Annotated in this window: 21 protein-coding genes; 15 read left to right on the top strand and 6 right to left on the bottom strand. The window is 70.6% G+C overall.

The window, feature by feature from the left end; genetic code table 11:
* Nucleotides 1-73: 73 nt before the first annotated feature.
* The 4 genes from AB0E67_RS05675 to AB0E67_RS05660 all read left to right on the top strand — a co-directional run bounded on the left by AB0E67_RS05675 (nucleotide 74) and on the right by AB0E67_RS05660 (nucleotide 5448).
* Nucleotides 74-766 (top strand): demethylmenaquinone methyltransferase, encoded by a 693-nt coding sequence (locus AB0E67_RS05675; protein ID WP_362021249.1) that lies wholly within the window; start codon nucleotides 74-76, stop codon nucleotides 764-766.
* A 268-nt stretch (nucleotides 767-1034) separates the two neighbouring features.
* A complete protein-coding gene (locus AB0E67_RS05670; RefSeq protein WP_362021247.1) occupies nucleotides 1035-2318 on the top strand; it encodes a geranylgeranyl reductase family protein in 1284 nt (427 codons plus the stop codon).
* Between the two features lie 224 nt (nucleotides 2319-2542).
* The gene (locus AB0E67_RS05665) at nucleotides 2543-3124 is read left to right on the top strand and encodes a hypothetical protein (protein WP_362021245.1); all 582 of its coding nucleotides are present in this window, start codon (nucleotides 2543-2545) and stop codon (nucleotides 3122-3124) included.
* Nucleotides 3121-5448: a M48 family metalloprotease gene (locus tag AB0E67_RS05660; RefSeq protein ID WP_362021243.1), complete on the top strand. Its 2328-nt coding sequence runs from the start codon at nucleotides 3121-3123 to the stop codon at nucleotides 5446-5448. The genes AB0E67_RS05665 and AB0E67_RS05660 overlap by 4 nt, the downstream gene beginning before the upstream one ends.
* Here the strand turns inward: AB0E67_RS05660 and AB0E67_RS05655 are convergent.
* From AB0E67_RS05655 to AB0E67_RS05630, 6 genes are all read right to left on the bottom strand, one after another.
* On the bottom strand, nucleotides 5441-6733 hold the full coding sequence (locus AB0E67_RS05655; protein ID WP_362021240.1) for an MraY family glycosyltransferase: 1293 nt from the start codon (nucleotides 6731-6733) through the stop codon (nucleotides 5441-5443). The two genes, AB0E67_RS05660 and AB0E67_RS05655, sit on opposite strands and share 8 nt — an antisense overlap.
* A 616-nt stretch (nucleotides 6734-7349) precedes the next feature.
* A complete protein-coding gene (locus tag AB0E67_RS05650) occupies nucleotides 7350-7550 on the bottom strand; it encodes a DUF397 domain-containing protein (protein WP_362021237.1) in 201 nt (66 codons plus the stop codon).
* Between the two features lie 11 nt (nucleotides 7551-7561).
* Nucleotides 7562-8416: a helix-turn-helix transcriptional regulator gene (locus AB0E67_RS05645; RefSeq protein ID WP_351517713.1), complete on the bottom strand. Its 855-nt coding sequence runs from the start codon at nucleotides 8414-8416 to the stop codon at nucleotides 7562-7564.
* A gap of 189 nt (nucleotides 8417-8605) precedes the next feature.
* A complete protein-coding gene (locus tag AB0E67_RS05640) occupies nucleotides 8606-9610 on the bottom strand; it encodes an ElyC/SanA/YdcF family protein (protein ID WP_362021234.1) in 1005 nt (334 codons plus the stop codon).
* A gap of 403 nt (nucleotides 9611-10013) precedes the next feature.
* Nucleotides 10014-11390 (bottom strand): acyltransferase, encoded by a 1377-nt coding sequence (locus AB0E67_RS05635; protein WP_362021231.1) that lies wholly within the window; start codon nucleotides 11388-11390, stop codon nucleotides 10014-10016.
* 238 nt (nucleotides 11391-11628) lie between these two features.
* On the bottom strand, nucleotides 11629-12474 hold the full coding sequence (locus tag AB0E67_RS05630) for a C40 family peptidase (protein WP_362021229.1): 846 nt from the start codon (nucleotides 12472-12474) through the stop codon (nucleotides 11629-11631).
* A gap of 900 nt (nucleotides 12475-13374) precedes the next feature.
* Between AB0E67_RS05630 and AB0E67_RS05625 the strand changes: the two genes are divergently transcribed.
* From AB0E67_RS05625 to nuoK, 11 genes are read left to right on the top strand one after another with little or no spacing between them, the layout of a single operon-like run.
* Nucleotides 13375-13734, top strand: coding sequence for an NADH-quinone oxidoreductase subunit A (locus AB0E67_RS05625; RefSeq protein WP_031093067.1), 360 nt, complete (start codon nucleotides 13375-13377; stop codon nucleotides 13732-13734).
* A gap of 18 nt (nucleotides 13735-13752) precedes the next feature.
* Nucleotides 13753-14307 (top strand): NADH-quinone oxidoreductase subunit B family protein, encoded by a 555-nt coding sequence (locus tag AB0E67_RS05620; protein WP_362021226.1) that lies wholly within the window; start codon nucleotides 13753-13755, stop codon nucleotides 14305-14307.
* Nucleotides 14304-15029 carry an NADH-quinone oxidoreductase subunit C gene (locus AB0E67_RS05615; protein ID WP_362021223.1) on the top strand — a complete coding sequence of 242 codons (726 nt, stop codon included), beginning with the start codon at nucleotides 14304-14306 and terminating at the stop codon, nucleotides 15027-15029. The genes AB0E67_RS05620 and AB0E67_RS05615 overlap by 4 nt, the downstream gene beginning before the upstream one ends.
* Nucleotides 15029-16375, top strand: a complete 1347-nt coding sequence (locus AB0E67_RS05610) for an NADH-quinone oxidoreductase subunit D (RefSeq protein WP_362021221.1) — start codon at nucleotides 15029-15031, stop codon at nucleotides 16373-16375. The genes AB0E67_RS05615 and AB0E67_RS05610 overlap by 1 nt, the downstream gene beginning before the upstream one ends.
* A gap of 29 nt (nucleotides 16376-16404) precedes the next feature.
* Nucleotides 16405-17226 (top strand): NADH-quinone oxidoreductase subunit NuoE, encoded by an 822-nt coding sequence (gene nuoE, locus AB0E67_RS05605; protein WP_362021508.1) that lies wholly within the window; start codon nucleotides 16405-16407, stop codon nucleotides 17224-17226.
* Nucleotides 17226-18602, top strand: coding sequence for an NADH-quinone oxidoreductase subunit NuoF (gene nuoF / locus AB0E67_RS05600; protein WP_362021218.1), 1377 nt, complete (start codon nucleotides 17226-17228; stop codon nucleotides 18600-18602). Before nuoE ends, nuoF begins: the two co-directional genes overlap by 1 nt.
* Nucleotides 18599-21112, top strand: a complete 2514-nt coding sequence (locus AB0E67_RS05595) for an NADH-quinone oxidoreductase subunit G (RefSeq protein WP_362021215.1) — start codon at nucleotides 18599-18601, stop codon at nucleotides 21110-21112. The genes nuoF and AB0E67_RS05595 overlap by 4 nt, the downstream gene beginning before the upstream one ends.
* Entirely contained in the window at nucleotides 21109-22512 is a 1404-nt protein-coding gene (gene nuoH, locus AB0E67_RS05590; protein ID WP_362021213.1) for an NADH-quinone oxidoreductase subunit NuoH, read from the top strand. The genes AB0E67_RS05595 and nuoH overlap by 4 nt, the downstream gene beginning before the upstream one ends.
* The gene (gene nuoI, locus AB0E67_RS05585) at nucleotides 22505-23152 is read left to right on the top strand and encodes an NADH-quinone oxidoreductase subunit NuoI (protein WP_362021210.1); all 648 of its coding nucleotides are present in this window, start codon (nucleotides 22505-22507) and stop codon (nucleotides 23150-23152) included. Before nuoH ends, nuoI begins: the two co-directional genes overlap by 8 nt.
* On the top strand, nucleotides 23152-24039 hold the full coding sequence (locus tag AB0E67_RS05580) for an NADH-quinone oxidoreductase subunit J (protein WP_362021505.1): 888 nt from the start codon (nucleotides 23152-23154) through the stop codon (nucleotides 24037-24039). Before nuoI ends, AB0E67_RS05580 begins: the two co-directional genes overlap by 1 nt.
* The gene (gene nuoK, locus AB0E67_RS05575) at nucleotides 24036-24335 is read left to right on the top strand and encodes an NADH-quinone oxidoreductase subunit NuoK (RefSeq protein ID WP_362021207.1); all 300 of its coding nucleotides are present in this window, start codon (nucleotides 24036-24038) and stop codon (nucleotides 24333-24335) included. Before AB0E67_RS05580 ends, nuoK begins: the two co-directional genes overlap by 4 nt.
* The last annotated feature ends 12 nt before the right edge of the window (nucleotides 24336-24347 follow it).

Raw genomic sequence — 24347 nt, 5'->3', positions numbered from 1 at the left:
CCGCCGGGCGAGGAGACGCGCCCCGGGCGCGACCGGCGCGAGGCGCCGCGGACCGGGCTGCTTGAATGGACGGGTGATCCGAGCTTCCCTGGACAAGCAGCCGCACGAAGTCGCCACGATGTTCGACGACGTGGCGGCCAACTACGACCTCACCAACGACGTGCTGTCCCTCGGCCAGGCCCGGCTCTGGCGCAAGGAGGTCGCGAAGGCGGTGCACGCCCGGCCCGCGGAGAAGATCCTGGACCTGGCGGCGGGCACGGCGACGTCCTCGCTGCCGTTCGCCGCGACCGGCGCGTACGTGGTGCCCTGCGACTTCTCCCTCGGCATGCTGCGGGAGGGGAAGCGGCGCCACTCGTGGATGCCGTTCACCGCGGGCGACGCCACGAAGCTGCCGTTCCGCGACGAGACCTTCGACGCCGTGACGATCTCCTTCGGGCTGCGCAACGTCCAGGACACGGACGCGGCGCTGCGCGAGCTGTACCGGGTGACGAAGCCGGGCGGCCGGGTGGTCATCTGCGAGTTCTCGAAGCCGACGTGGACGCCGTTCCGCACGGTGTACACCGAGTACCTGATGCGGGCGCTGCCTCCGGTCGCGCGCGCGGTGTCGTCCAACCCGGACGCGTACGTGTACCTCGCCGAGTCCATCCGCGCCTGGCCCGACCAGCCGGGGCTCGCGGCGAAGCTCCAGCGGGCCGGCTGGTCGAAGGTCGCCTGGCGCGACCTCACCGGCGGTGTGGTGGCCCTGCACCGGGGCGTGCGCGCGTAGTCCTCCCGGCCCTTCGGAGCCGGTCCTCCGGAGGGGCGCGTTCCGCTCGGCCCCCTCCGCTCGGCCTCTCCGAACCGGCCCTTCGGAACCGGGCGTTCCGCTCGGCCGCCCGGAACCGGGTCCTCGGGACCGGTCGTTCGGCCCGCCCTTCGGAACCGACCCCGGCCCCGATCGAGGAGCCCTCCGGGAGCCGGGCGAGGGACCCCCATAGACTGCATGGGACAGGTGCCGCGCGGCACGCGCTTTCGAGCCTCCGGGAGATCCGACCGTGACCGAGCCCCTCTCCGAGCACAGCGCGGACGTGATCGTCGTCGGGGCAGGCCCGGCAGGCTCCACCACCGCGTACTACCTCGCCAAGGCCGGGCTGGACGTCCTGCTGCTGGAGAAGACGGCCTTCCCCCGTGAGAAGGTCTGCGGCGACGGCCTCACCCCGCGCGCCACCAAGCAGCTCGCCGCCATGGGAATCGACATCTCCGAAGAGGCCGGCTGGCTGCGCAACAAGGGCCTGCGCATCATCGGCGGCGGCATGCGCCTCCAGCTCGACTGGCCGGAGCTCGCCTCCTACCCGAACTACGGACTGGTCCGCAAGCGCGACGACTTCGACGAGCAGCTGGCCCGGCAGGCGCAGAAGGCGGGCGCGCGGCTGCATGAGCGCTGCAACGTCGGCGCCCCGGTCGTCGACGACCGCACCGGCCGCATCACCGGCGTCCACGCCAAGCTCGGCGAGGAGAAGACCCCGGTCACCTTCCACGCCCCGCTCGTCGTCGCCGCCGACGGCAACTCCTCCCGGCTGTCGCTCGCCATGGGCCTGCACCGCCGCGAGGACCGCCCGATGGGCGTCGCCGTGCGCACGTACTTCACCTCGCCCCGGCACGACGACGACTACCTGGAGTCCTGGCTGGAGCTGTGGGACCGGCGCGGTCCGCAGGACCGGCTGCTGCCCGGCTACGGCTGGATCTTCGGCATGGGCGACGGCACGTCCAACGTCGGTCTCGGCATCCTCAACTCCTCGTCCGCGTTCAAGGAGCTGGACTGGCGCGAGGTCCTCAAGGCCTGGTGCGCCTCGATGCCGGAGGACTGGGGCTTCACCCCGGAGAACATGACGGACCCGATCCGCGGCGCCGCCCTGCCGATGGCGTTCAACCGCCAGCCGCACTACACCCGCGGCCTGCTGCTCGTCGGCGACGCGGGCGGCATGGTCAACCCGTTCAACGGCGAAGGCATCGCGTACGCCATGGAGTCGGGCCAGATCGCCGCCGACGTCATCGTCCAGGCCCATGCCCGCGCCACCCCCGCACAGCGAGAACTGGCCCTCACCAACTACCCGAAGGTGCTCAAGGAGACCTACGGCGGCTACTACACGCTGGGCCGCGCCTTCGTGAAGCTGATCGGCAACCCGAAGGTGATGAAGGTCGCCACCCAGCGCGGTCTGACGCACCCGCTGCTGATGAAGTTCACGCTGAAGATGCTCGCCAACCTGACCGACCCGACGGGCGGCGACGCCATGGACCGGATCATCAACGGCCTCTCCAAGGTGGCCCCGAGGGCCTGATCCGCCGCCCCGGTCCGCCCGGCCTCTCTCCTCCCGCTCCGGTGCTTCCCGCCCGGCCGCCCGTTTCCCGTGGCCGCCGGGCGGGCTCCGGCGCGTGTGAATGTTCTGTGATCCGTCGGCCCGCGCCCCGGGACGTGCCGTAGAACGGTCGCGCAGACGGCACCGAACGAGGTTGCGGCTCCTCGCCGTTCACGTCGGCTCGGGCGATTCGGGGGAGGGCAGCGGTGCGCCGACCACATGACCGGGAAGCCGTGAACAGGCTGGCGCGCGCGGTGCTGGCGGGGCAGGAGCTCAACGAGAAGACGGATTCCGGCGCCCGCGCGGAACTGGAACAGTTCGACATGGTCGCCGCCGCCTTCCACGCCACGCCCCGGCCCGGACGCGGAGCCCGCCGGGACGAAGCGCTCGGCTTCGACTTCGACGGGGCCACCGTGGCCGTCACCACCCTGGTCCTGGCGGTCGCCGCCGACACACTGACCCAGGTCGCCCAGGAGTCCACCCGACGCCTGGGCACCCGCGTCTCCTCCTGGTTCCGGCGGGTGGTGCTGCGACGCCCGGATCACTCGGCGGAGGACTCCGCGGGAGCCGCGGCGCGGCGCGCCCCCGCGCCGTTGACCGCGGAGCAGATGCGACGGATCCATCGGTCGGCGGACCGGCATGCCCGAAGGATGCGGGTGCCCGCCGAGGTCGCGGCGGCGATCGCCGACGGGATCGTCGCGGAACTGGCCATGGGGGCCGACACGCCCCCGGCTTCGGCGGGAGCCCCGGACGGTGGGGAGTCCGAGCCCGACGAGCAGCGGCGGTGACCGGCCCGAGGGCGGCCGCGGACCACTTGCGCGACCCCTTCGCGGTGCCGTCCGGCACGACTCTGCGCTTCGCGCTGCTCGTGCTGACCACGACCGTGACGGTCATGGCGTTCTCGTCCTCGCGGTTCGCCCCCGTGGAGAAGGGCGTCGAACGCCGCTTCGCCGCGTACGAGGCGTGCTGGGAACGGGAGAACGCCACGGCGAGCGGCCTTCCGTCGGGGAAGCAACCGATCGAGGAGGTCTGCGGCGCGGACCCGCGCCTGGTGAGCCTGTGGGTGCCCCTGACGGCGGTCCTCGTCTTCTGGCTGCTGGTCCTCGCCGTCTACTGGGTCCTGCCCCGGTGGCGGATCCGCCGTCGCCGCTACGTGCCGCTGGGCGACGGGTCGGCCGAGGTGATCCGGGCGCTGGAGGCGCTGCGCGCCCGGGGGCGCACCGGGCCGGTCTCCTGGTATGCGCAGCCGCTGGATCCGCGGGTCTCGGCGCTCGCGTTCGGCCGGTGGCGGCACAAGTGCGTCGTGCTCAGCGGCGGGCTCCTCGCGCTGCGGACCAGACAGCCCGAGACCTTCGAATCCGTGGTGCTCCACGAACTGGGCCACATCCGCAACCGCGACGTGGACATCAGCTTCATCACCATCGTCGCCGCCCGCTTCGGCCTGCCGGTGCTCCTCATCACCCTCCCGGCCGGCATCGCCTGGGAACTGCTGTGGGGCCTGGGCGGTGCGGGCGCCATGGCCCAGGGGGTCGCCAACTCGCTCCTCCCCCTCTGCCTGCTCGTCGTGATGCCGCTCTCCCGCCGGGCGGTCCTGCGCAGCCGCGAGTTCTACGCCGACGCGCGCGCCTGGCAGTGGAGCGCCTCGCCGCTCGCCCTGCGCGCGTTGTTCGAGGCGCCGGACGCCCGGCGCCGCCCGGTGCGCGACCTGCTGCGGGTGCACCCCACCGCGCGCCGGCGGCGGGCCATGTTCGACGACACCGCCCCGCTGTTCCGCAGCGGCTTCTGGGAGCTGTTCGCGGTGGGGAGCGTCATCGGCGTGCTCCACAACCACCTCAGCCAGACGTACGTCCTCAACCTGTCGCTCGGCGAGCGGGCGGCCCACCTGGTCGAGCAGGCGCTGGCGCTCGGGACCACCGGCGTGCTCCTGGGCGCGGCCGTGGCGTTCCTGGCCCTGCGCCACGACGAAGGGTTCCCCGGGGAGAGACCGCGCCTCATGTGGGCACCCGTCTGGGGGCTGGGCTGCGGCCTGGCACTGGGCGGCGGGGTGGTGAATCCGGGTACGACGTTCACCCTGGCCAGCACCGGCCAGTCGGGGATCGGCTTCCTCCCGTGGGCGGTGCTGCTCTCCCTGGTCCTGTACCTCTCGGCCCGGTGGATGTCCGTCGCGCTCCGGCCGTGGCGCCAGGCGCTGCGGCGCCGGAGGCGGGCGGCTCCGGCGTGGTGCGTGCTCGTCGCGGTGGTGGGGGCGGTCTTCGGGTGCGTCCTGTGCTGGCTGATGGAGCTCATGACCGCCCAGGCGCTGATGTCGACGATCCTCGGCCCGGGCACCCCCGAACCGATCTCGTTCGTCCTGGGCGCCGGGGCGGACGCGGCGGTCCGTGCCCCCTACCTGCTGTGCGCGTTCGTGCTGGCGGCGCTGGTGCCGCTGGTGGGGCAGGCGCTGGCCCCGCACGCGTACGCCGGAGCCCGCTCCGGGCTGTTCCGCACACTGGGCAGCGGTCTGCGCTGGGGCCTGCTGCTCACGGCGGGACTGGTCCTGCTCGCCTTCGCCGGGGCCGGTCCTCTCGGGATCGTCCCCGTGACCGGCACGCTGATCCTCCTGGCCGTACGGACGGGCCGCAGGCCCCGCGACAGCGGTCTCGCCTACGCCCACGCGGTGTCGGCGTGCGGCCTCGCCGCGGTTCTCGCCTTCGTCACTTCACGGCTGGTGCTCGCGCTGCTCGACTGCGGGACAGGGCGGTGCGCGGCTCCCGATCCGGCCGCCGCGTCCCTGGACATCACCCTGAGCCTGGTCCCGGTGCTGCTGGTCGCGGCCTGTGTGCCCTCGGTCCGGAAGGGGAGGACGGTACGGGACGCCTTCCGTACCGCCGTACCGCCCCTTCCCGGAGACGGTCTCGGCACGATCTCCATGGCCTTCGGGATCGCCGCGATCGTGCTCGTCCTGCTCTGGCCCCTCGCGCTCTTTCTCGGCACTCTCGCCGTGGCGCTCGGGCTGGCCGGCCGCGCGATGGCCGCGCGCGGCGAGGCCCGGAACCCCGGTCAGGCCCTGGCCGGGGTGGTCTGCGGTGCCGCGGGCGCGGTGCTCGCCCTCCTGCTCGCCTTCATCACCTGAGGCCGCCGCCGACGCCGGCCCCCGCCTCCACGCGGTCGTCCTCCACCTGCGGCAGCGGCCGTCCGGCGTCCGTCTCCGTGTGCCGTTCGGCGTCGGATTCCTTGGGGGCCAGGTGCGTCCGGCCCTTCCGGTACCAGCGCGGCGTGAGCGAGCCCAGCCGGCGGGCGAGGGCGGTCTCGTAACGGGGCTGGAGCAGCAGGACGAGCCCCAGCGCGCAGACGCATGTGACGCCGTACAGGATCCACGACTTGGCGCCGCGGGCGGAGAACGCCACGATCCCGAACGAGAACAGCGCCGACCAGAAGTACATCAGCAGCACGGCCCGCCGGTGCGAGTGGCCGAGCTGGAGCAGCCGGTGGTGGAGGTGGCCCTTGTCGGCGGCGAACGGCGACTTCCCGTTCCATGTGCGCCGGACGACCGCGAGCACGAGGTCGGCGATGGGCAGCGCGATCACGGACAGCGGCAGCAGCAGCGGAATGTAGACCGGCACCATCGCGGCCGACCCGGCCGTGCCGTCGACCGACTGGTTGAGGAGGCTCGGGTCGACCTCGCCCGTGACCGAGACCGCGCAGCCCGCGATCAGCAGCCCGAGCAGCATGGAGCCCGAGTCGCCCATGAAGATGCGCGCCGGGTGCGAGTTGTGGACCAGGAACCCGAGGCACATGCCCGCGAGGATCGCGGAGATCAGGGTCGTGGAGGCGGCCGACTCGATGCCGTAGCCGTACCAGAGCCGGTACGCGTACAGGAAGAACGCCGTCGCCGCGATGCCGACCGTGCCGGCGGACAGCCCGTCGAGTCCGTCGACGAAGTTGACCGCGTTGATGGTGACCAGGATCAGCCCCACGGTCAGCAGCGTGCCCTGCCAGTCGGCGAGGTAGAACCCGTCGGTGCCCGGCACCGGGAGCCAGAGGATCGTCAGACCCTGGAACACCATCACCCCGGCGGCGAGCACCTGCCCGCCGAGCTTGACCAGCGAGTCCAGCTCCCACTTGTCGTCCAGGACGCCCAGCAGCCAGATGATCGTGGCACCGGACAGCAGCGCCCGGGGCGTCGAGCTCTGGGTGAAGATCTCCTCCATGTACGGCAGATGGGAGCCCACCAGATAACCGGTCAGCAGCCCGCCGAACATGGCGATCCCGCCGAGGCGCGGAGTGGGCTCGCGGTGGACGTCGCGCGCCCGGATCTCCGGCATCGCGCCGATCGCGATGGCGAACTTCCGCACCGGGCCGGTCAGAAGATGGGTCACCGCCGCCGTGATGAACAGCATGAGCAAGTAGTCCCGCACGGGCGGCCTCACATCCCGGCCCGTCGGGCCGATTCCTGAACAGCTTCTTCCGGTTCCGCTTCTCCGGGGCTGCTGCTCAGGGTTGGGACGGGCCGATCGGCGAGTCCGATGCGCGGCGGCACTGGATCCTGGCTCCGGATCCCGGTCGAGGCCCCTCGCTGCGCCCCGCCGAGCCTAACCCATGCGTATTCCGGAATCGCGGGGTGCCGGGCGGGGATGGCCGGATGCCGAGCCTCCGCAGGTCACCGCCGGACGGCCGGTGCGGGGCGAGCCGATGGGCTCGCCGGGCCCGGTGGGGCGTTCGGCTCCGACGGGTGGCGACGCGCGATGACCGCGGCGTCGTACGTGCGCCGGGCGCAGCCCTGCTCCTGGGCGTAGGCGTCCGTCACGTGCGGGAGCCCCCGCCCGGAGGGAGAAAAGGGGCAGGGGCTCCCGCATGTGACGGCGGGGCGTGCTCAGAGGTCGCGCGCAGAGGTGGGGCGGAGGAAGGAGCGGGGCGAGGGGCAAGCCCGGCAAGGCGGAGGAGGGAGGCGACGCGGAGCGTCGTCGACCGACGACAACGCTGCCAGGCGCCGCCCATCGGCACGCGACGCCGCCCCACCTACGCGCGCGACCTCTAACGGACGAAGTGGTCGAACTCGCCCGCCTTGACACCCTGGACGAGCGCGGCGAACTCGTCGCGGCTCGTCCGGGTGACCACGCGCGGGTCGTCGCTCTCGCGCAACAGGATCTCCCCGGCGTGCCGTGCGACCTCGACGCACTGCTCTCCGCCGCCGCCGGAGAACGACGACTTCTGCCAGCTGATCTGAGTGTCCATGGCGCGGATTATCACAGGTCGCGAGCGAGGTGGTGAATGAAGCTGCGCGACTCCTCGGGGTCGAGACCGGCCTGTTCCGCGAAGTCGAGCTGCACGCGATACCGGTTCAGATCGGCCACGGCGTCCAGCTGGCCCCCGCCGAACGGGGCATCGATATGGACGGTGTCCAGCTGCGGTGTCACGCCGCCCGCGTACAGCACGGTCTGCGTCGCCTCGACGAACTGCTCGCTGGCGAACGGGATCACACGCAGGGTCACCGCCGGCCGGTCCGCCGCCTCCAGGAGGCGTTCCAGCTGGGCGCGCGCCACCTTGCGGCCGCCTATCCGCATGCGCAGTCCGGCCTCGTGGATGACGACGTCGAACTTCGGCGGCACCTCGCGGTCGAGCACGGTCTGTCTGCGCATCCGGTGCTCGACCCGCGCCTCGACCTCGTCCTCGGGCAGCTTGGGAAGGACACCTCCGAAGAGCGCCCGCGCGTACTCCGGGGTCTGGAGCAGCCCGGGTGCCATCACGGGCTGGAGGCAGCGCATGTAACGGGCGTGGTGCTCCAGCTCCGCGATGTTCAGGAAGCCGGGCGCCAGCACACCGCGGTACTCGTCCCACCAGAACTGTCCCCGGTGCTCGCGCGCGATGGCGCACAGCGCGTCGATCAACGCGGAGTCGTCGCACGAGTAGAAGCTCGCCAGGCGGCGGATCCGTTCCTCGCTCACGCCGATGCGGCCCGCCTCGATATGACTGATCTTCGCCTGGTCGGTGGAGATCAGCCCGGCGGCCTCGCGCGCGGTCATGCCGGCCTGCTCGCGCAACTTTCTCAACTCGCAGCCCAGGCGCACCTGTCGTGCGGTGGGGTTGTCCCTCGGTGGCATGTCACCTTCCTCTGATCGCGCACAGTCTCGCGCGGTGCGGACGGTCCGGTCCACCCGGTCGTCGTGAGGCGCTGACGGCAATCCTGCTCCGGGGTACTCATGTGTCTCAGGGGTCCCGCGCCGATGCCGCCCGGCAGCCGTCGTGGTGCGAAGCCCGGCCCTGTTCGGGCGAGTTGGAGGGGCGGGGTGTCAGGACGACCACTGCGGAAGGGTGAGCAGCAGGCCCAGTCCCGCCATCAGGGCGGTCATGGCGAGATTGACGGTCCGGTTCTCCCAGAGCACGGCCACGAACTCGCGGATGGTGGCGCTCGGCCAGAAGTACCGGGCGGTGGGGGAGCCCAGCACCTGTCCGCGCACTCCCTCCCGGCGGGCGGTCATCGCGGCGCGGAACGCGTGAAAGTCGTTGGTGACCACCACACAGGTGTAGTCCGGCTTCTCCGCCTCCATGATCACGCGGCTGAAACGGAGGTTCTCCTCCGTGTCGCGGGAGCGGTCCTCGGTGAGCACGTGGGTCGCGGGCGCGCCGTTCCCGACCAGCCATCCGGCCATGGCCGTGGCCTCCGGCACCTTCTCGTCCGGCCCCTGGCCGCCGGACGTGAGCAGCCGGGGTGCCCGCCCGCCGCGTGCCACCTGCCGGTCGTGGATCCGCAGCCCTTCGCGCAGGCGCGAGGCCAGCAACGGGGAGACCCGCTCACCGCCGAGCAGCCCCGCCCCCAGCATCACCACGAAATCCACGTCCCCGCGCACGACGATCCGGCCGTAGAGGAAGGCGTAGCCGAGAAAGCAGACGAAGAGGAAGGAGACGTAGGCGCACAGCATGAGCAGGATCGCCAGAACGAGTGATGTGAGGGCCGAGGGATTGCGGCCCAGGACGATCAGCACGAAGTACAGGGCGATGATCGCCAGCCCGGTCAGCAGGGAGAGGAGGTTGGCGGGGCTGCGCCCCTCCTTGCGCACCATCGTCAGGCCGTTCGCGATCAGGAACGCCGACAGGACGAGGCTGGCGAACGCGGGAAGGACGAGGTACAGCATCAGCAGCACCCCGGCGTGCTCAGGCCGGCTCAGCAGCAGACCGGCCCCGGCGCTGATGACGGTCAGCCCCAGGAGCACGGCATTGCGGAACATTCTGCGGTCCTGGCGCACGCTGATCGCAAAGGCGGAGAGAAACACCAGAGCCGGGGCGAAGCTGAGCATGTCGCTGATCATAGGCATTTTCGCTCTGCCGGGATCGGGGTCCCGGGCGGGGCCCCGATCCCGGCAGCCCCGGTTTGAAGGCGGCTCGGGCGGACCCGGGCGGCCGGTGGTGCACCGGGCCTCGACCAGTGCTGTGACCGGCAACGTTTGCCCCGTCGCGCCGCCCGGCACTTCCCCGAGCTCTCAGCTTCGTTCGAGCAGGTGAGCCCCCATTGCTCGCAGCGTTGGCCAGAAGCCCACGTAGCCCCTTCCCCGAGCTCTCGACTTCGTTCGAGCAGGGGAGACCCCATTCGAGGGCTTGTGGCCGCCTTGCGATCGCACGCACCGGACGACGCTCCTTCCGGGCAAACCTTGCCGGTCACAGCGCTAGGGAGACGACGGACGGCGGCGGAGCCGGTCGCGCTCAGGGCGCGAGGCCCTCGCCGCCTGCCTTTGCCGTGAGAGCCCGGGCGCCGTCATGGCGGATCCCCGCATGAGCGGGACCCGTGCGGGACCATCGCACGTCGATGGTTGCCGGGATGCTCTTCTCCCGTACGAGGAGCAGCCCTGACAGCACCATCAGCACCCAGAGCACCGGACCCAGCGGGTTTCCGGGGGACATGAACCCCTGAGCCGCGAGCCCGAGGAGGCCGCAGGAGGAGAGCACGGCCGAAAGAACGACCCTGTGGAGACTCGTACGCGGCGTCCTGCCGGACCTGCGGCGGATCTCGAACCGGCCGAAGAGTCCGGTGAAGCATCCCAGGAAGATCCCCGCGACGCCGACCCACACCGGAGCCACGGCGAACCACATCGGGCTGCCGGGCGGCGGTGAGGCGAAGCCGAGCCCGACGACCGAGATTCCCGCGGTGACCACGAGCGCCGGCATGTGCCAGAGGTACAGGGTCATGAACCGGGCCCCGCACCACCGCAGGACGGTGACGGCGAACGGCCGTGCAGCGAGTCGCGTCATCACGGGCTTGAGCGTCAGCCACAGTCCGAGCTGGCCGATCGTCAGCGACAGCATCACCGCGGTCGGAGGGCTCATGTTGGAGACGGGGGCGCCGGGCATTCCGATCATGGACGCCGGGTAGGGCCCGAGGAGAACAGCGGTCGCGGTGAGTCCGAAGCCGACGACGGCCAGACCCGAAGATTTCCAGCCGGCCCACTTGCGCAGGCCGCCGTCGGCATAGTGGAAGCCGAATTGATGGGCCGCCAGCCAAACGAACAAGGCATTCAGATAACCGATCGCAGGGCTGACCTCGAAGCGCAATACGTCGACGGTCAGGGAACAGGCGGCGAGAATTCCGATCACGCGCCATCCGTGCCGGTGATACAGCTTGAACATGACCGGAGTGGCTGCGATGACAAGCAGGTAGACGGCGAGGAACCAGAGCAGCTGACCGGCGATCTTGCCGGCTATCAGCACCGGTTGAGCAGGCACGCCTTCACTCACCAGCACATGGGGCAACAGCAGCCATACGGCGGCCAACGGGACGACCGGCGCCAGGAGGCGGGCGATCCTGCTCCGGAGCCAGTCGCGCACCGAGTCCACGGTTCGGAACGAGAAGAAATTGGCGGCCCCGCCGGCGAAGAACACCATGGGCATGACCTGTGTCAGCCAGGTGAGAATCCACCATCCAGGACTGGCGAGGGCATTCCCGGTGCTCAAATTCCCATTCTCATAGGAAAGGACCGGCATCAGCCAGTGCTGGGAAATGACAGCAAGCACGCACAGCGCTCGGATGATGTCTATGAACGAGTCGCGACCGTGACTTGATGAATGAGCTCGCGTCGGCTGCATTCAATTATTGTGTGATCAGCGGCGGATACACACAGTAAAGAGGGCACCCGAATCCTTCCGGGGGTCAGCACCGGGTGCCGTGGTGGGGTCTTCCCCACCGGGGCCCGCCCATCGTGGTGCCCAGGGCGGTAACAGCCGGGCCGGAGGCGGGGGAGGGGCCGACCGCTCATGGCGAAGGGCCGTCGCCCCCGGGCAAGGATGGGGAGCGACGGCCCTTCGCGCGTATCGCGCTTGTGAATCAGAGAACGCGGACCGCGCCGGACGGCGGGTCGTACGAAAGGGAGCGCTGCACCACGCCGGTGCTGGAGTTCTGCGCGCCGACGAACTCGCCGCCGCCCACGTACACCGCGACGTGGTACGCGCTGCCCGCGCCGCCCCAGTACAGGATGTCGCCCGGCTGAAGGTTGCTCAGCGAGACCTGGGTGCCGGCGGTGGACTGGGCCTGCGAGACGCGCGGCAGGTCGACGCTCACCGTGCGGAACGCGGCCTGGACGAGGCCGGAGCAGTCCCACGAGTTGGGGCCGGTGCCACCGGACACGTACGCGTCGCCGACCTGGGCCTTCACGAAGGAGACGACGGACGCGGCGGAACCGGTCGCGCTCGACGAGGAGGAAGAGGAAGAGGAGGACGAGGAGGCGACGGCCGTGCTCGCGGGGGAACCGCCGGTGGGCGCGCTGAGCGTCGTACGGGCCTGGGTGCGCGAGGCGCGCAGCGCGGCCTCGGCCTTCGCCTTGGCGGCGGCCTCCGCCTTCTTCTTGGCCTCGGCCTTGCGGACCGCCTCGGCCTTGGCCTTCTTGGCGGCCTTCGCGGCGGAGGCCGCGGCCTCGTCTTGCTGGGCCTGCGTCCGAAGGTCCTGAGCGACCTGCTCGGTCGCCTGGGCGGAGGCGGCGACGGCGGTGGAGAGGCCGTCGGTGATGGTGGGCATCTCGATCGTCCGGGTCACCGGCTCGGCCTGGGCCGGACCGGCCGCGCCCGCGACCGCGATGGTGCTGAGGACGCCACCGGCAACTCCGGCGCGCAGCGCCGTCTTCGGCGCGCTGCGGCGGGGCTTCCGGTGGCTGGGTATGTGAGCGGTGTGGGACATGAGTACTAGCGCTATCAGGGCCTCGGGGCTCCCATCAAGAAACGTGTGTTGCGACACAGTTACGTTCGGAATCCCTGAATCCGCTTTCCGATGAGCCTTATTGACGCCGTAACGGGCAAATCGGGCACGCCCGATCACCGCTGTGATCACGGACTTTCGCCAATTCGTCCGAAATGCCCGCCACTTACCATCCACTCGCACTGATGGCCAAGCCCGCTTTTCTCGGGGTGGTGGGTGAGTGGCGCAGGTCACATCCTGACCGCCGCGTGCGGGGTGCGCGCGATCCATGCGGGCGATCCGTGCGGGTGGTCGTGCGAACCGCTCGCGCGACGGGGTGGTGCGGAGGGGTGCGCGGAGGCTTCGGGGCGCCGTCGGCCGGGAGGTGCGCGGGCGGTCCGGGGGTGCGGTCGCACGGGATCTTCCGCGAGCGACGCCCCGTCGGCTCACGGGCGCCATGTGTCCCGCGTCCGGAAGATCGTGAATGCGTGCACACGTCCACTTCGCTCCGCACGGACCCCCCTCGCGCGGGTGAGTCCGGAGTGGGATGGATGCCCATATCATGCATCGCTGTCCATTGCCAATTTGCGTGCAGAGGCGTTCCATTGTTAAAGGAACAAGGCTTTGACCAGCAACGACAGCACCAGATGTCACATCTCGTAACGGCACTGCCGCTTTGAGTGAAAAGATCGGCCCTCATCCGGCTTCATGATCGTTCGCCGGGTGGTGGAGATCACAAACTCCGTCTCCTACCCCGTGTCGCAGATCACAGGACGGCGGGCATAGGATGCGGGGCAGTCGGGCTTGTGAACTGCCTCACATGTGCACGATCTTGGTGGGGTGGCGAGCCGGAAACGCCCGATGCGGTCCAACGGTCAAGGACGACTGGAAGGAGCGAGGAGCGTGAATGCCTACGCGCCCATCCTCGTGCTCGGCGCCCTCGGGGCAGGGTTTGCGATCTTCTCCGTGGTCATGGCCACGCTTATCGGCCCCAGGCGATACAACCGGGCGAAGCTCGAAGCGTACGAGTGCGGGATCGAACCCACCCCCACTCCGGCCGGCGGCGGCCGCTTCCCCATCAAGTACTACCTGACGGCGATGCTCTTCATCGTCTTCGACATCGAGATCGTCTTCCTCTATCCCTGGGCGGTCACCTTCGACGCGCTGGGGATCTTCGGGCTCGTGGAGATGCTGCTCTTCGTGCTCACCGTCTTCGTCGCCTACGCGTACGTATGGCGTCGCGGCGGCCTGGAATGGGACTGAGGGGCTGAGGGGCACACCATGGGACTCGAAGAGAAGCTGCCCAGCGGCTTCATGCTGACCACCGTCGAACACGCCGCGGGATGGGTGCGGAAGTCCTCCGTCTTCCCCGCCACGTTCGGTCTCGCCTGCTGCGCCATCGAGATGATGACGACCGGCGCGGGGCGCTACGACCTGGCCCGTTTCGGGATGGAGGTCTTCCGTGGATCTCCGCGCCAGGCGGATCTGATGATCGTGGCGGGACGGGTCAGTCAGAAGATGGCGCCTGTCCTGCGTCAGGTCTACGACCAGATGCCCAACCCCAAGTGGGTGATCTCCATGGGGGTTTGCGCCTCATCGGGCGGCATGTTCAATAACTACGCCATTGTTCAGGGTGTTGATCATATTGTGCCGGTTGACATCTATTTGCCCGGTTGCCCGCCGCGGCCCGAGATGCTGATGGACGCGATCCTCAAGCTCCACCAGAAGATCCAGAACACCAAGCTCGGGGTCAACGCGGAGGAGGCCGCCCGCGAGGCGGAGGACGCGGCGCTCAAGGCCCTTCCCCTGATCGAGATGAAGGGGCTGCTGCGATGAGCGAGAACCACGGCCACGAGCGCGACGGCGCGGACGGCCTGCCCGCACCGCGCGACGAGAGCGGCGAGGTCATCGGCGTACGCAGGGGCATGTTCGGCGCGAACAACGGCGGCGACACCTCCGGCTACGGCGGCCTCGTCCGCACCGTGGCGCTGCCCGGCGCCTCGTCACGCCCCTACGGCGGCTGGTTCGACGAGGTGGCCGACGAACTCGAAGGGGCCCTGGAGGAGCAGGACCTGCTGCCCGCCAACGCCATCGAGAAGACCGTCGTCGACCGCGGCGAACTCACCTTCCACATCGCCCGCGAACACCTCGTCCGGGTGGCCCGCACGCTGCGCGACGACCCGGCGCTCCGCTTCGAGCTGTGCACCGGCGTGAGCGGCGTCCACTTCCTCGGCGACAAGGGCCGCGAGCTGCACGCCGTCTACCACCTGCGCTCGATCACCCACGGCCGGCTGATCCGCCTGGAGGTGTCGGCCCCGGACAGCGACCCGCACATCCCGTCGCTCGTCGCGGTCTACCCGACCAACGACTGGCACGAGCGCGAGGCGTACGACTTCTTCGGGCTCGTCTTCGACGGGCACCCCGCCCTCACCCGGATCATGATGCCGGACGACTGGCAGGGCTTCCCGCAGCGCAAGGACTACCCGCTCGGCGGCATCGCCGTCGAGTACAAGGGCGCCCAGATCCCGGCTCCGGACCAGCGGAGGTCGTACTCCTGATGTCTACTTCCCACGCAACGCCTCCCGGGACGCCCCTGTCGGACTCCCGCGCCACGACCGAGGGGACCGTGTACACGGTCACCGGCGGCGACTGGGACGAGATCGCCGAGTCCGCGGTCAAGTCCGACGACGAACGCATCATCGTCAACATGGGCCCCCAGCACCCGTCCACGCACGGGGTGCTGCGGCTGATCCTGGAGATCGACGGCGAGACCGTCACCGAGGCCCGCTGCGGCATCGGCTACCTCCACACCGGCATCGAGAAGAACCTCGAATTCCGGAGCTGGACCCAGGGCACCACGTTCGTGACGCGCATGGACTACCTGACGCCGTTCTTCAACGAGGCGGCGTACTGCCTCGGCGTCGAGAAGCTCCTCGGCATCGAGGACCAGATCCCCGACCGGGCCACCGTCCTGCGCGTGCTGCTGATGGAGCTCAACCGGATCTCCTCGCACCTGGTGTGCATCGCCACCGGCGGCATGGAGCTCGGCGCCACCACGATCATGATCTACGGGTTCCGCGACCGCGAGCTCGTCCTCGACCTCTTCGAGCTGATCACCGGCCTGCGCATGAACCACGCGTTCATCCGGCCCGGCGGACTCGCCCAGGACCTGCCGCCCGGCGCGATCGACCAGCTCCGCGAGTTCGTGAAGACCATGAAGAGGAACCTGCCGGAGTACGACAAGCTCGCCACCGGCAACCCCATCTTCAAGGCCCGCATGCAGGACGTCGGCTACCTCGACCTGACCGGCTGCATGGCGCTGGGCGCCACCGGCCCGATCCTGCGCTCCGCCGGACTCCCGCACGACCTGCGCAGGACGGACCCGTACTGCGGATACGAGACGTACGAGTTCGACGTGCCCACCGCCGACAGCTGCGACGCCTACGGCCGCTTCCTCATCCGCCTGGAGGAGATGCGCCAGTCGCTGCGGATCGTCGAGCAGTGCATCGACCGGCTCGAACCCGGACCGGTCATGGTCGCCGACAAGAAGATCGCCTGGCCGGCACAGCTCGCGCTCGGCCCCGACGGGCTCGGCAACTCGCTCGACCACATCAAGAAGATCATGGGCACCTCCATGGAGGCCCTGATCCACCACTTCAAGCTGGTCACCGAGGGCTTCCGCGTCCCCGCCGGGCAGGCGTACACCGCCGTCGAATCACCCAAGGGCGAACTCGGCGTGCACGTCGCGTCCGACGGCGGCACCCGCCCCTACCGGGTCCACTTCCGCGACCCGTCCTTCACCAACCTCCAGGCCATGGCGGCGATGTGCGAGGGCGGCCAGGTCGCCGACGTCATCGTCGCCGTCGCGTCCATCGACCCCGTGATGGGAGGCGTCGACCGGTGACCGAAGCACGCCAGGAAGTCAGTCTGGGGATGCCGCAGCTCCCCGCACCCGCCTACCCGGACGAGGTGCGCGCCAGGCTCGAGGCGGACGCGAAGGAGGTGATCGCCCGCTACCCCGGCAGCCGGTCCGCACTGCTGCCGCTGCTGCACCTCGTGCAGTCGGAGGAGGGCTACGTCTCCCGCACCGGCATGGCGTTCTGCGCCGAGATGCTCGGCCTGACCACCGCCGAGGTCACCGCCGTCGCCACCTTCTACACCATGTACCGGCGCGGGCCGAGCGGCGACTACCAGGTCGGCGTCTGCACCAACACCCTGTGCGCGGTGATGGGCGGCGACGCGATCTTCGACCGGCTCAAGGAGCACCTCGGCGTCGGCAACGGCGAGACCACCGACGACGGCAAGGTCACCCTCGAACACATCGAGTGCAACGCCGCCTGCGACTTCGCCCCCGTGGTGATGGTCAACTGGGAGTTCTTCGACAACCAGACGCCCGAGAGCGCGACCCGCCTGGTCGACGACCTCATCGCCGGGCGCGGTGCCGAACCCACCCGGGGCGCGCCCCTGTGCACGTACAAGGAGACCGCCCGCATCCTGGCCGGCTTCCCCGACGAGCGCCCCGGCGCCGTCGAGGCCTCCGGCGGCGCCGGGCCCGCCTCGCTCGCCGGGCTCCGGCTGGCCCGGGGCGAGGAACCGCACCCGCGCGTCGTCGCCCCCCGCGGCGAGAGCCCGCGCGGTGACCAGCCGCACGACCCGTCGCCGTCCGAGCACCTCGGCTCCCACGACGCACCGCAGCCGACCTCGGCCTCCGACCCGGACCACCCGGCAGGCCCCACGGCAGAGGAGGGAGCGTGATGACGTTGGCCACCCAGCTCAGCGACAACGGCAGCGGCGGCGGGGGAGACCCCGAGAAGCTGCTCGCCCCCGTCCTCTCCGCCTTCTGGGACGAACCGCGCTCCTGGACCCTGGAGACCTACCGGCGCCACGGCGGCTACGAAGGGCTGCACAAGGCCCTCGCCATGCCCCCGGACGACCTCATCGCGTACGTGAAGGAATCCGGGCTGCGCGGGCGCGGCGGGGCCGGCTTCCCCACCGGCATGAAGTGGCAGTTCATCCCGCAGGGCGACGGCAAACCGCACTACCTCGTCGTCAACGCCGACGAGTCGGAACCCGGCACCTGCAAGGACATCCCGCTCCTCTTCGCCAACCCGCACGCCCTCATCGAGGGCATCGTGATCGCCTGCTACGCGATCCGTTCCGCGCACGCCTTCATCTACCTGCGCGGCGAGGTCGTCCCCGTACTGCGGCGGTTGCACGAGGCCGTGCGCGAGGCGTACGCGGCGGGATACCTGGGCAAGGACGCCCTCGGCCCCGGGCTCGACCTGGAACTCACCGTCCACGCGGGCGCGGGCGCGTACATCTGCGGCGAGGAGACCGCCCTGCTCGACTCGCTCGAAGGACGGCGCGGCCAGCCCCGGCTGCGACCCCCCTTCCCCGCGGTCGCCGGTCTGTACGCCTGCCCCACCGTGGTGAACAACGTCGAGTCCATCGCCTCGGTTCCCGCGATCCTGAACAACGGCAAGGACTGGTTCACGGCCATGGGGACCGAGAAGTCCCCGGGCTTCACGCTGTACTCGCTCAGCGGACACGTCGCGAGCCCCGGCCAGTACGAGGCTCCGCTCGGCATCACACTGCGCCAGCTGCTCGACATGAGCGGCGGCATGCGTCCCGGGCACCGGCTGAAGTTCTGGACCCCCGGCGGCTCCTCCACCCCGATGTTCACCGACGAACACCTCGACGTGCCGCTCGACTACGAGGGCGTCGGCGCCGCCGGTTCCATGCTCGGCACCAAGGCGCTCCAGTGCTTCGACGAGACGACCTGCGTGGTGCGGGCCGTCACCCGCTGGACCGAGTTCTACGCCCACGAGTCCTGCGGCAAGTGCACGCCCTGCCGCGAAGGGACGTACTGGCTCGTCCAGTTGCTCCGCGACATCGAAGCGGGCAAGGGCCGGGCGGACGACCTCGACAAGCTGAACGACATCGCCGACAACATCAACGGCAAGTCCTTCTGCGCCCTCGGCGACGGTGCCGCCTCGCCGATCTTCTCCTCGCTGAAGTACTTCCGCGAGGAGTACGAGCAGCACATCACGGGCAGCGGCTGCCCCTTCGATCCCGCCAGGTCGACCGCCTGGGCCGACGACAAGACCGCTCACCAGGGGGTGAACGCATGACCGTCACCACGAGCGCGCCCACCGGGGGCGGCGAGGCGGCCGTCCCGCCCGAGGACCTCGTCACACTGACGATCGACGGCATCGAGATCAGCGTGCCCAAGGGCACCCTGGTCATCCGCGCCGCCGAACTCCTCGGCATCGAGATCCCGCGCTTCTGCGACCACCCGCTCCTCGACCCGGCCGGCGCCTGCCGGCAGTGCATCGTCGAGGTCGAGGGCCAGCGCAAGCCGATGGCGTCCTGCACCATCACCTGCACCGACGGCATGGTGGTGCGCACCCAGCTCACCTCGCCCGTCGCGGAGAAGGCGCAGAAGGGTGTGATGGAGCTGCTGCTCATCAACCACCCGCTGGACTGCCCGGTCTGTGACAAGGGCGGCGAGTGCCCGCTGCAGAACCAGGCGATGTCGCACGGCGACGCCGAATCCCGCTTCGACGGGAAGAAGCGGACGTACGAGAAGCCCGTCCCGATCTCCACCCAGGTGCTGCTGGACCGCGAGCGGTGCGTGCTCTGCGCCCGCTGCACCCGGTTCTCCAACCAGGTGGCGGGCGACCCCATGATCGAGCTGATCGAACGCGGCGCGCTCCAGCAGGTCGGCACGGGGGAGGGCGACCCGTTCGAGTCGTACTTCTCCGGGAACACCATCCAGATCTGCCCGGTCGGGGCGCTGACCTCGGCCGCGTACCGGTTCCGCTCCCGCCCCTTCGACCTGGTGTCGTCGCCGTCGGTGTGCGAGCACTGCGCGGGCGGCTGCGCCACCCGCACCGACCACCGGCGCGGCAAGGTCATGCGGCGGCTCGCCGCCGACGACCCCGAGGTCAACGAGGAGTGGATCTGCGACAAGGGCCGCTTCGCCTTCCGCTACGCGCAGCAGCGCGACCGGCTCACCACCCCGCTGGTGCGCGGCGCCGACGGGGTGCTGGAACCGGCGAGCTGGCCCGAGGCCCTGGCCGCCGCGGCCACCGGGCTCGCCGCCGCGCGTGGCCGGGCGGGCGTCCTGGCCGGCGGCCGGCTGACCGTCGAGGACGCGTACGCGTACGGCAAGTTCGCCCGGGTCGTCCTCGACACCAATGACGTCGACTTCCGGGCCCGCGCGCACAGCGGCGAGGAGGCCGACTTCCTGGCCGCCCGCGTCGCCGGACGCGGCCGGGACCTGGAACCGGGAAGCACGGGCGTCACCTACGCCTCGCTGGAGAAGGCCCCGGCGGTGCTGCTCGTCGGCTTCGAGGCGGAGGAGGAGTCGCCCGGCGTCTTCCTGCGGCTGCGCAAGGCGATGCGCAAGCACGGCCAGCGCACCTTCGCCATCGCCTCGCACGCCACCCGCGGCCTCACGAGGGCGGGCGGCACGCTGCTGCCCGCCGCCCCCGGCACCGAGCCCCAGTGGCTGGACGCCCTCGCGGGCGGCTCCGGACTCGACGGCGAAGGGGCCGCGGCGGCCGAGGCGCTGCGCGGCGACGGCGCCGTGATCGTGGTCGGCGAACGGCTGGCCGCCGTGCCGGGCGGGCTGACCGCCGCGGTGCGGGCCGCGACGGCGACCGGGGCGAAGCTGGTGTGGATCCCGCGTCGGGCCGGTGAGCGCGGCGCGATCGAGGCGGGCCTGCTGCCGTCGCTGCTGCCCGGCGGGCGCCCCGCGACCGACCCGCGGGCCCGGGACGAGGTGGCGGCCGTCTGGGGCGTCGCCGAACTGCCCTCCGGCTTCGGCCGCGACACCGGCCAGATCCTTCAGGCCGCGGCCACCGGCGAGCTGGGCGCGCTGCTCGTCGCCGGGGTCGAGCCGGCCGATCTGCCGGACCCGGCGCGGGCCCTGGAGGCCCTGGACGGGGTCGGCTTCCTGGTCTCGCTGGAACTGCGGCCGAGCGAGGTCACCGAGCGGGCCGACGTGGTCCTGCCGGTCGCCGCGGTCGCGGAGAAGGCCGGGACCTTCCTCGACTGGGAGGGCAGGGCCCGGCCGTTCGCGGCGGCGCTGAAGCCCGAGCAGATGACGCGGACGCTCCCGCCGACCGACGCCCGGGTGCTGCACATGCTGGCCGACGCGATGGGCACCCCGCTCGCGCTGCCGGACCTGAGGTCCGTACGCCGCGAGCTGGACCGGCTCGGCGGCTGGAGCGGCGCGCACGCCGAGGACCCGGACGAGCCGACCCGGCCGCTGCCCCGGCCCGGCGACGGCGAGGCGGTCCTGGCGGGCCACCGGATGCTGCTCGACCTGGGCCGGCTCCAGGAGGGCGACGACGCGCTGGCCGGCACCCGGCACGCCTCGGTCGCCCGGCTCTCCGCCGCCACCGCGGCCGAGACGGGTGTCAAGGACGGCGACCTGCTGGCCGTGAGCGGCCCGACGGGCCGCGTCGAACTCCCGTTGAAGATCACCGACATGCCGGACCGGGTGGTCTGGGTGCCGCTGAACTCCGTCGGGCGGGGCGTCCCGGCCGACACCGGCGCCCGGCCCGGCGGCCTGGTCCGGATCGGCCCCGCCGCACCGGGCACCGACGACACCACACCGGAGGTGGGGGCGTGACTGCCTTCGCTCAACTGGCCGCGGCACCGCACGGACCCGTGCTCGCCGCCGAGAACCTGTCGATGTTCGGCACCGACCCGTGGTGGCTGGTCGTCGTCAAGGCGGTGTTCTGCTTCGCGTTCCTGATGGTGACCGTGCTGTTCTCCATCGTGTGGGAGCGCAAGGTCGTCGCCTGGATGCAGCTGCGCATCGGCCCCAACCGGAACGGGCCCTGGGGCATGCTCCAGTCGCTCGCCGACGGCGTGAAGCTGATGCTGAAGGAAGACGTCGTCGTCAAGCGCGCCGACAAGATCGTGTACGTGCTCGCGCCGATCGTCGCCGCCATCCCGGCGTTCATGGCGATCGCCGTGATCCCCTTCGGCCCGCCCGGCAACGAGGTCTCGATCTTCGGGCAGCGCACGGCGATGCAGCTCACCGACCTGCCGATCGCGATGCTCTACATCCTCGCGGTCGCCTCGGTCGGGATCTACGGCATCGTGCTGGCGGGCTGGTCCTCCGGTTCGACGTACCCGCTGCTCGGCGGGCTGCGTTCCTGCGCCCAGATGATCAGTTACGAGATCGCGATGGGCGCCGCGTTCGCCTCGGTCTTCCTCTACTCCGGGTCGATGTCGACCTCGAAGATCGTGGAGGCGCAGCAGGAGCGCTGGTTCGTCCTGCTGCTGCCGGTGTCGTTCCTCATCTACATCGTCACGATGGTCGGCGAGACCAACCGGGCCCCGTTCGACATGCCGGAGTCCGAGGGCGACCTGGTCGGCGGTTTCAACACCGAGTACTCGTCGATCAAGTTCGCGATGTTCATGCTCGCCGAGTACGTGAACATGGTGACCGTCTCCGCGGTCTCCACCACCCTGTTCCTCGGCGGCTGGCGGGCCCCGTGGCCCATCAGCACCTTCTGGGAGGGCGCGAACCACGGCTGGTGGCCGATGCTCTGGTTCGTCCTCAAGGTCCAGCTGCTGCTGTTCTTCTTCATCTGGCTGCGCGGCACGCTGCCCCGGGTCCGCTACGACCAGCTGATGAAGCTCGGCTGGAAGGTCCTGATCCCGGTGTCCGTGGTCTGGCTGATGCTGGTCGCCACGGTACGGGCGCTGCGCAACGACGGCTACGACTTCACGCGGATCGTGCTGTACGTGGCCGGGGCCGTGATCGCGGTCCTGCTGCTCTCCTTCGTCGCGGACGTCTTCCGCGACAAGAAGGGCCGGGCCGAGGCGGCGAAGGCCGGGCCGGAGCCCGAGTTCGACCCGATGGCGGGCGGATTCCCGGTGCCGCCGCTGCCCGGACAGACCCTGCCGCCGGTGCCGCGCCGCAGGCCGCGGGGCGAACGGCAGCTCGTTGTCAGTGGCGGATCGGATACTGAGAGTGACGGAGATTCGAGTGACGGAAAGGAGGCTGACGGTGTCTGAGTCGAAGGAGCCCTCGGGGGAGAAGTTCCAGAACCCCGTCGCCGGCTTCGGCGTGACCTTCAAGGCCATGTTCAAGAAGCGGCTGACGGAGCAGTATCCGGAGACGCCGAAGGTGACGGCGCCGCGCTTCCACGGCCGGCATCAGCTCAACCGTCACCCGGACGGCCTGGAGAAGTGCATCGGCTGCGAGCTGTGCGCCTGGGCCTGCCCGGCGGACGCCATCTACGTGGAGGGCGCGGACAACACGGACGAGGAGCGCTACTCCCCGGGCGAGCGCTACGGCCGCGTCTACCAGATCAACTACGCGCGCTGCATCCTGTGCGGGCTGTGCATCGAGGCGTGCCCGACCCGGGCGCTCACGATGACCAACGAGTTCGAGCTCGCCAACACCTCCCGCGCGAGCCTCATCTACACCAAGGACGAGCTGCTCGCGGGCCTGGAGGAGGGCATGGTCGACACCCCGCACGCGATCTACCCGGGGATGGACGAGCAGGACTACTACCGGGGCCTGGTCACCGAGGCCGCGCCGGGCACGGTGCGTCAGACCGCCGTCTCCAAGGGCGAGAAGCCCCTCGACGAGGCGTCCGGGACGAGCGGCGACCGTGAGAACGACGGCTCGGCGCGGGAGGTGGACGCATGATGCTCCTGGCCGCGGCGGCCTCGCAGACCTCGACCGGTGAGGCCGTCCAGTTCTGGCTGCTGGGCATCGTCGCCGTGATCGGCGCGCTGTCCACCGTACTGATGAAAAAAGCCGTGCACAGCGCGCTGAGCCTCGCCGGGACCATGATCGTCCTGGCGGTGTTCTATCTCGCCAACGGCGCCTACTTCCTCGGCATCGTCCAGATCGTCGTCTACACCGGCGCGATCATGATGCTGTTCCTCTTCGTCGTCATGCTCGTCGGCGTCACGGCCGCCGACTCGCTGAAGGAGACCATCAAGGGGCAGCGCTGGCTGGCCGCGGCCTGCGGGATCGGCTTCGGCGTCCTGCTGATCGCGGGCATCGGCAACGCCTCGCTGAACAGTTTCAACGGGCTCGGCGCGGCCAACTCCGCGCACGGCGGGAACGTCGAGGGGCTGGCCGCCCTCATCTTCACCAAGTACGTCTTCGCCTTCGAGATCACCGGCGCCCTGCTGATCACGGCGACGGTCGGCGCGATGGTGCTCACGCATCGGGAGCGCACCGAACGCGCCCGCACCCAGCGGGAGTTGTCCGAGGCCCGGGTGCGCGGGGCGCAGCTGCCGCCGCTGCCCGCCCCCGGCGTCTACGCCCGGCACAACGCCGTGGACATCCCGGGTCTGCTCCCGGACGGCACCCCGGCCGAGCTCACCGTCATGCGGACCCTGCGCGAACGCGGCCAGATCCGCGACGTGTCGGGCGAGTCCCTGGAACAGCTCAGGGCGTTGGAACAGCGCTCCGAGGAGCGGCTCGGCCGTGACGGCGAGGGCCGCGAGGGCGAGGGCCGCGGCGGGTCGCGCGGCCGGAACAACGATGGCAGCGACAACGAAACAGAGGAGGTCGCCAAGTGAATCCGGTCAACTACCTCTACCTCGCCGCCCTGCTGTTCACCATCGGCGCGTCCGGGGTGCTGATCCGGCGGAACGCGATCGTGCTGTTCATGTGCGTGGAGCTGATGCTCAACGCCTGCAACCTCGCGCTGGTGACCTTCTCCCGGATGCACGGCAACCTCGACGGCCAGATCATCGCGTTCTTCACGATGGTCGTCGCCGCCGCCGAGGTCGTGGTGGGGCTCGCGATCATCGTGTCGGTGTTCCGTTCCCGCCACTCGGCCTCGGTCGACGACGCCGGCCTGATGAAGCTGTAAGGGGACGTTGAA

This window comes from Streptomyces sp. NPDC032161 (assembly GCF_040636995.1).
Taxonomy (GTDB): Bacteria; Actinomycetota; Actinomycetes; order Streptomycetales; family Streptomycetaceae; genus Streptomyces.
This window is presented reverse-complemented; position numbering and strand designations above follow the sequence as displayed.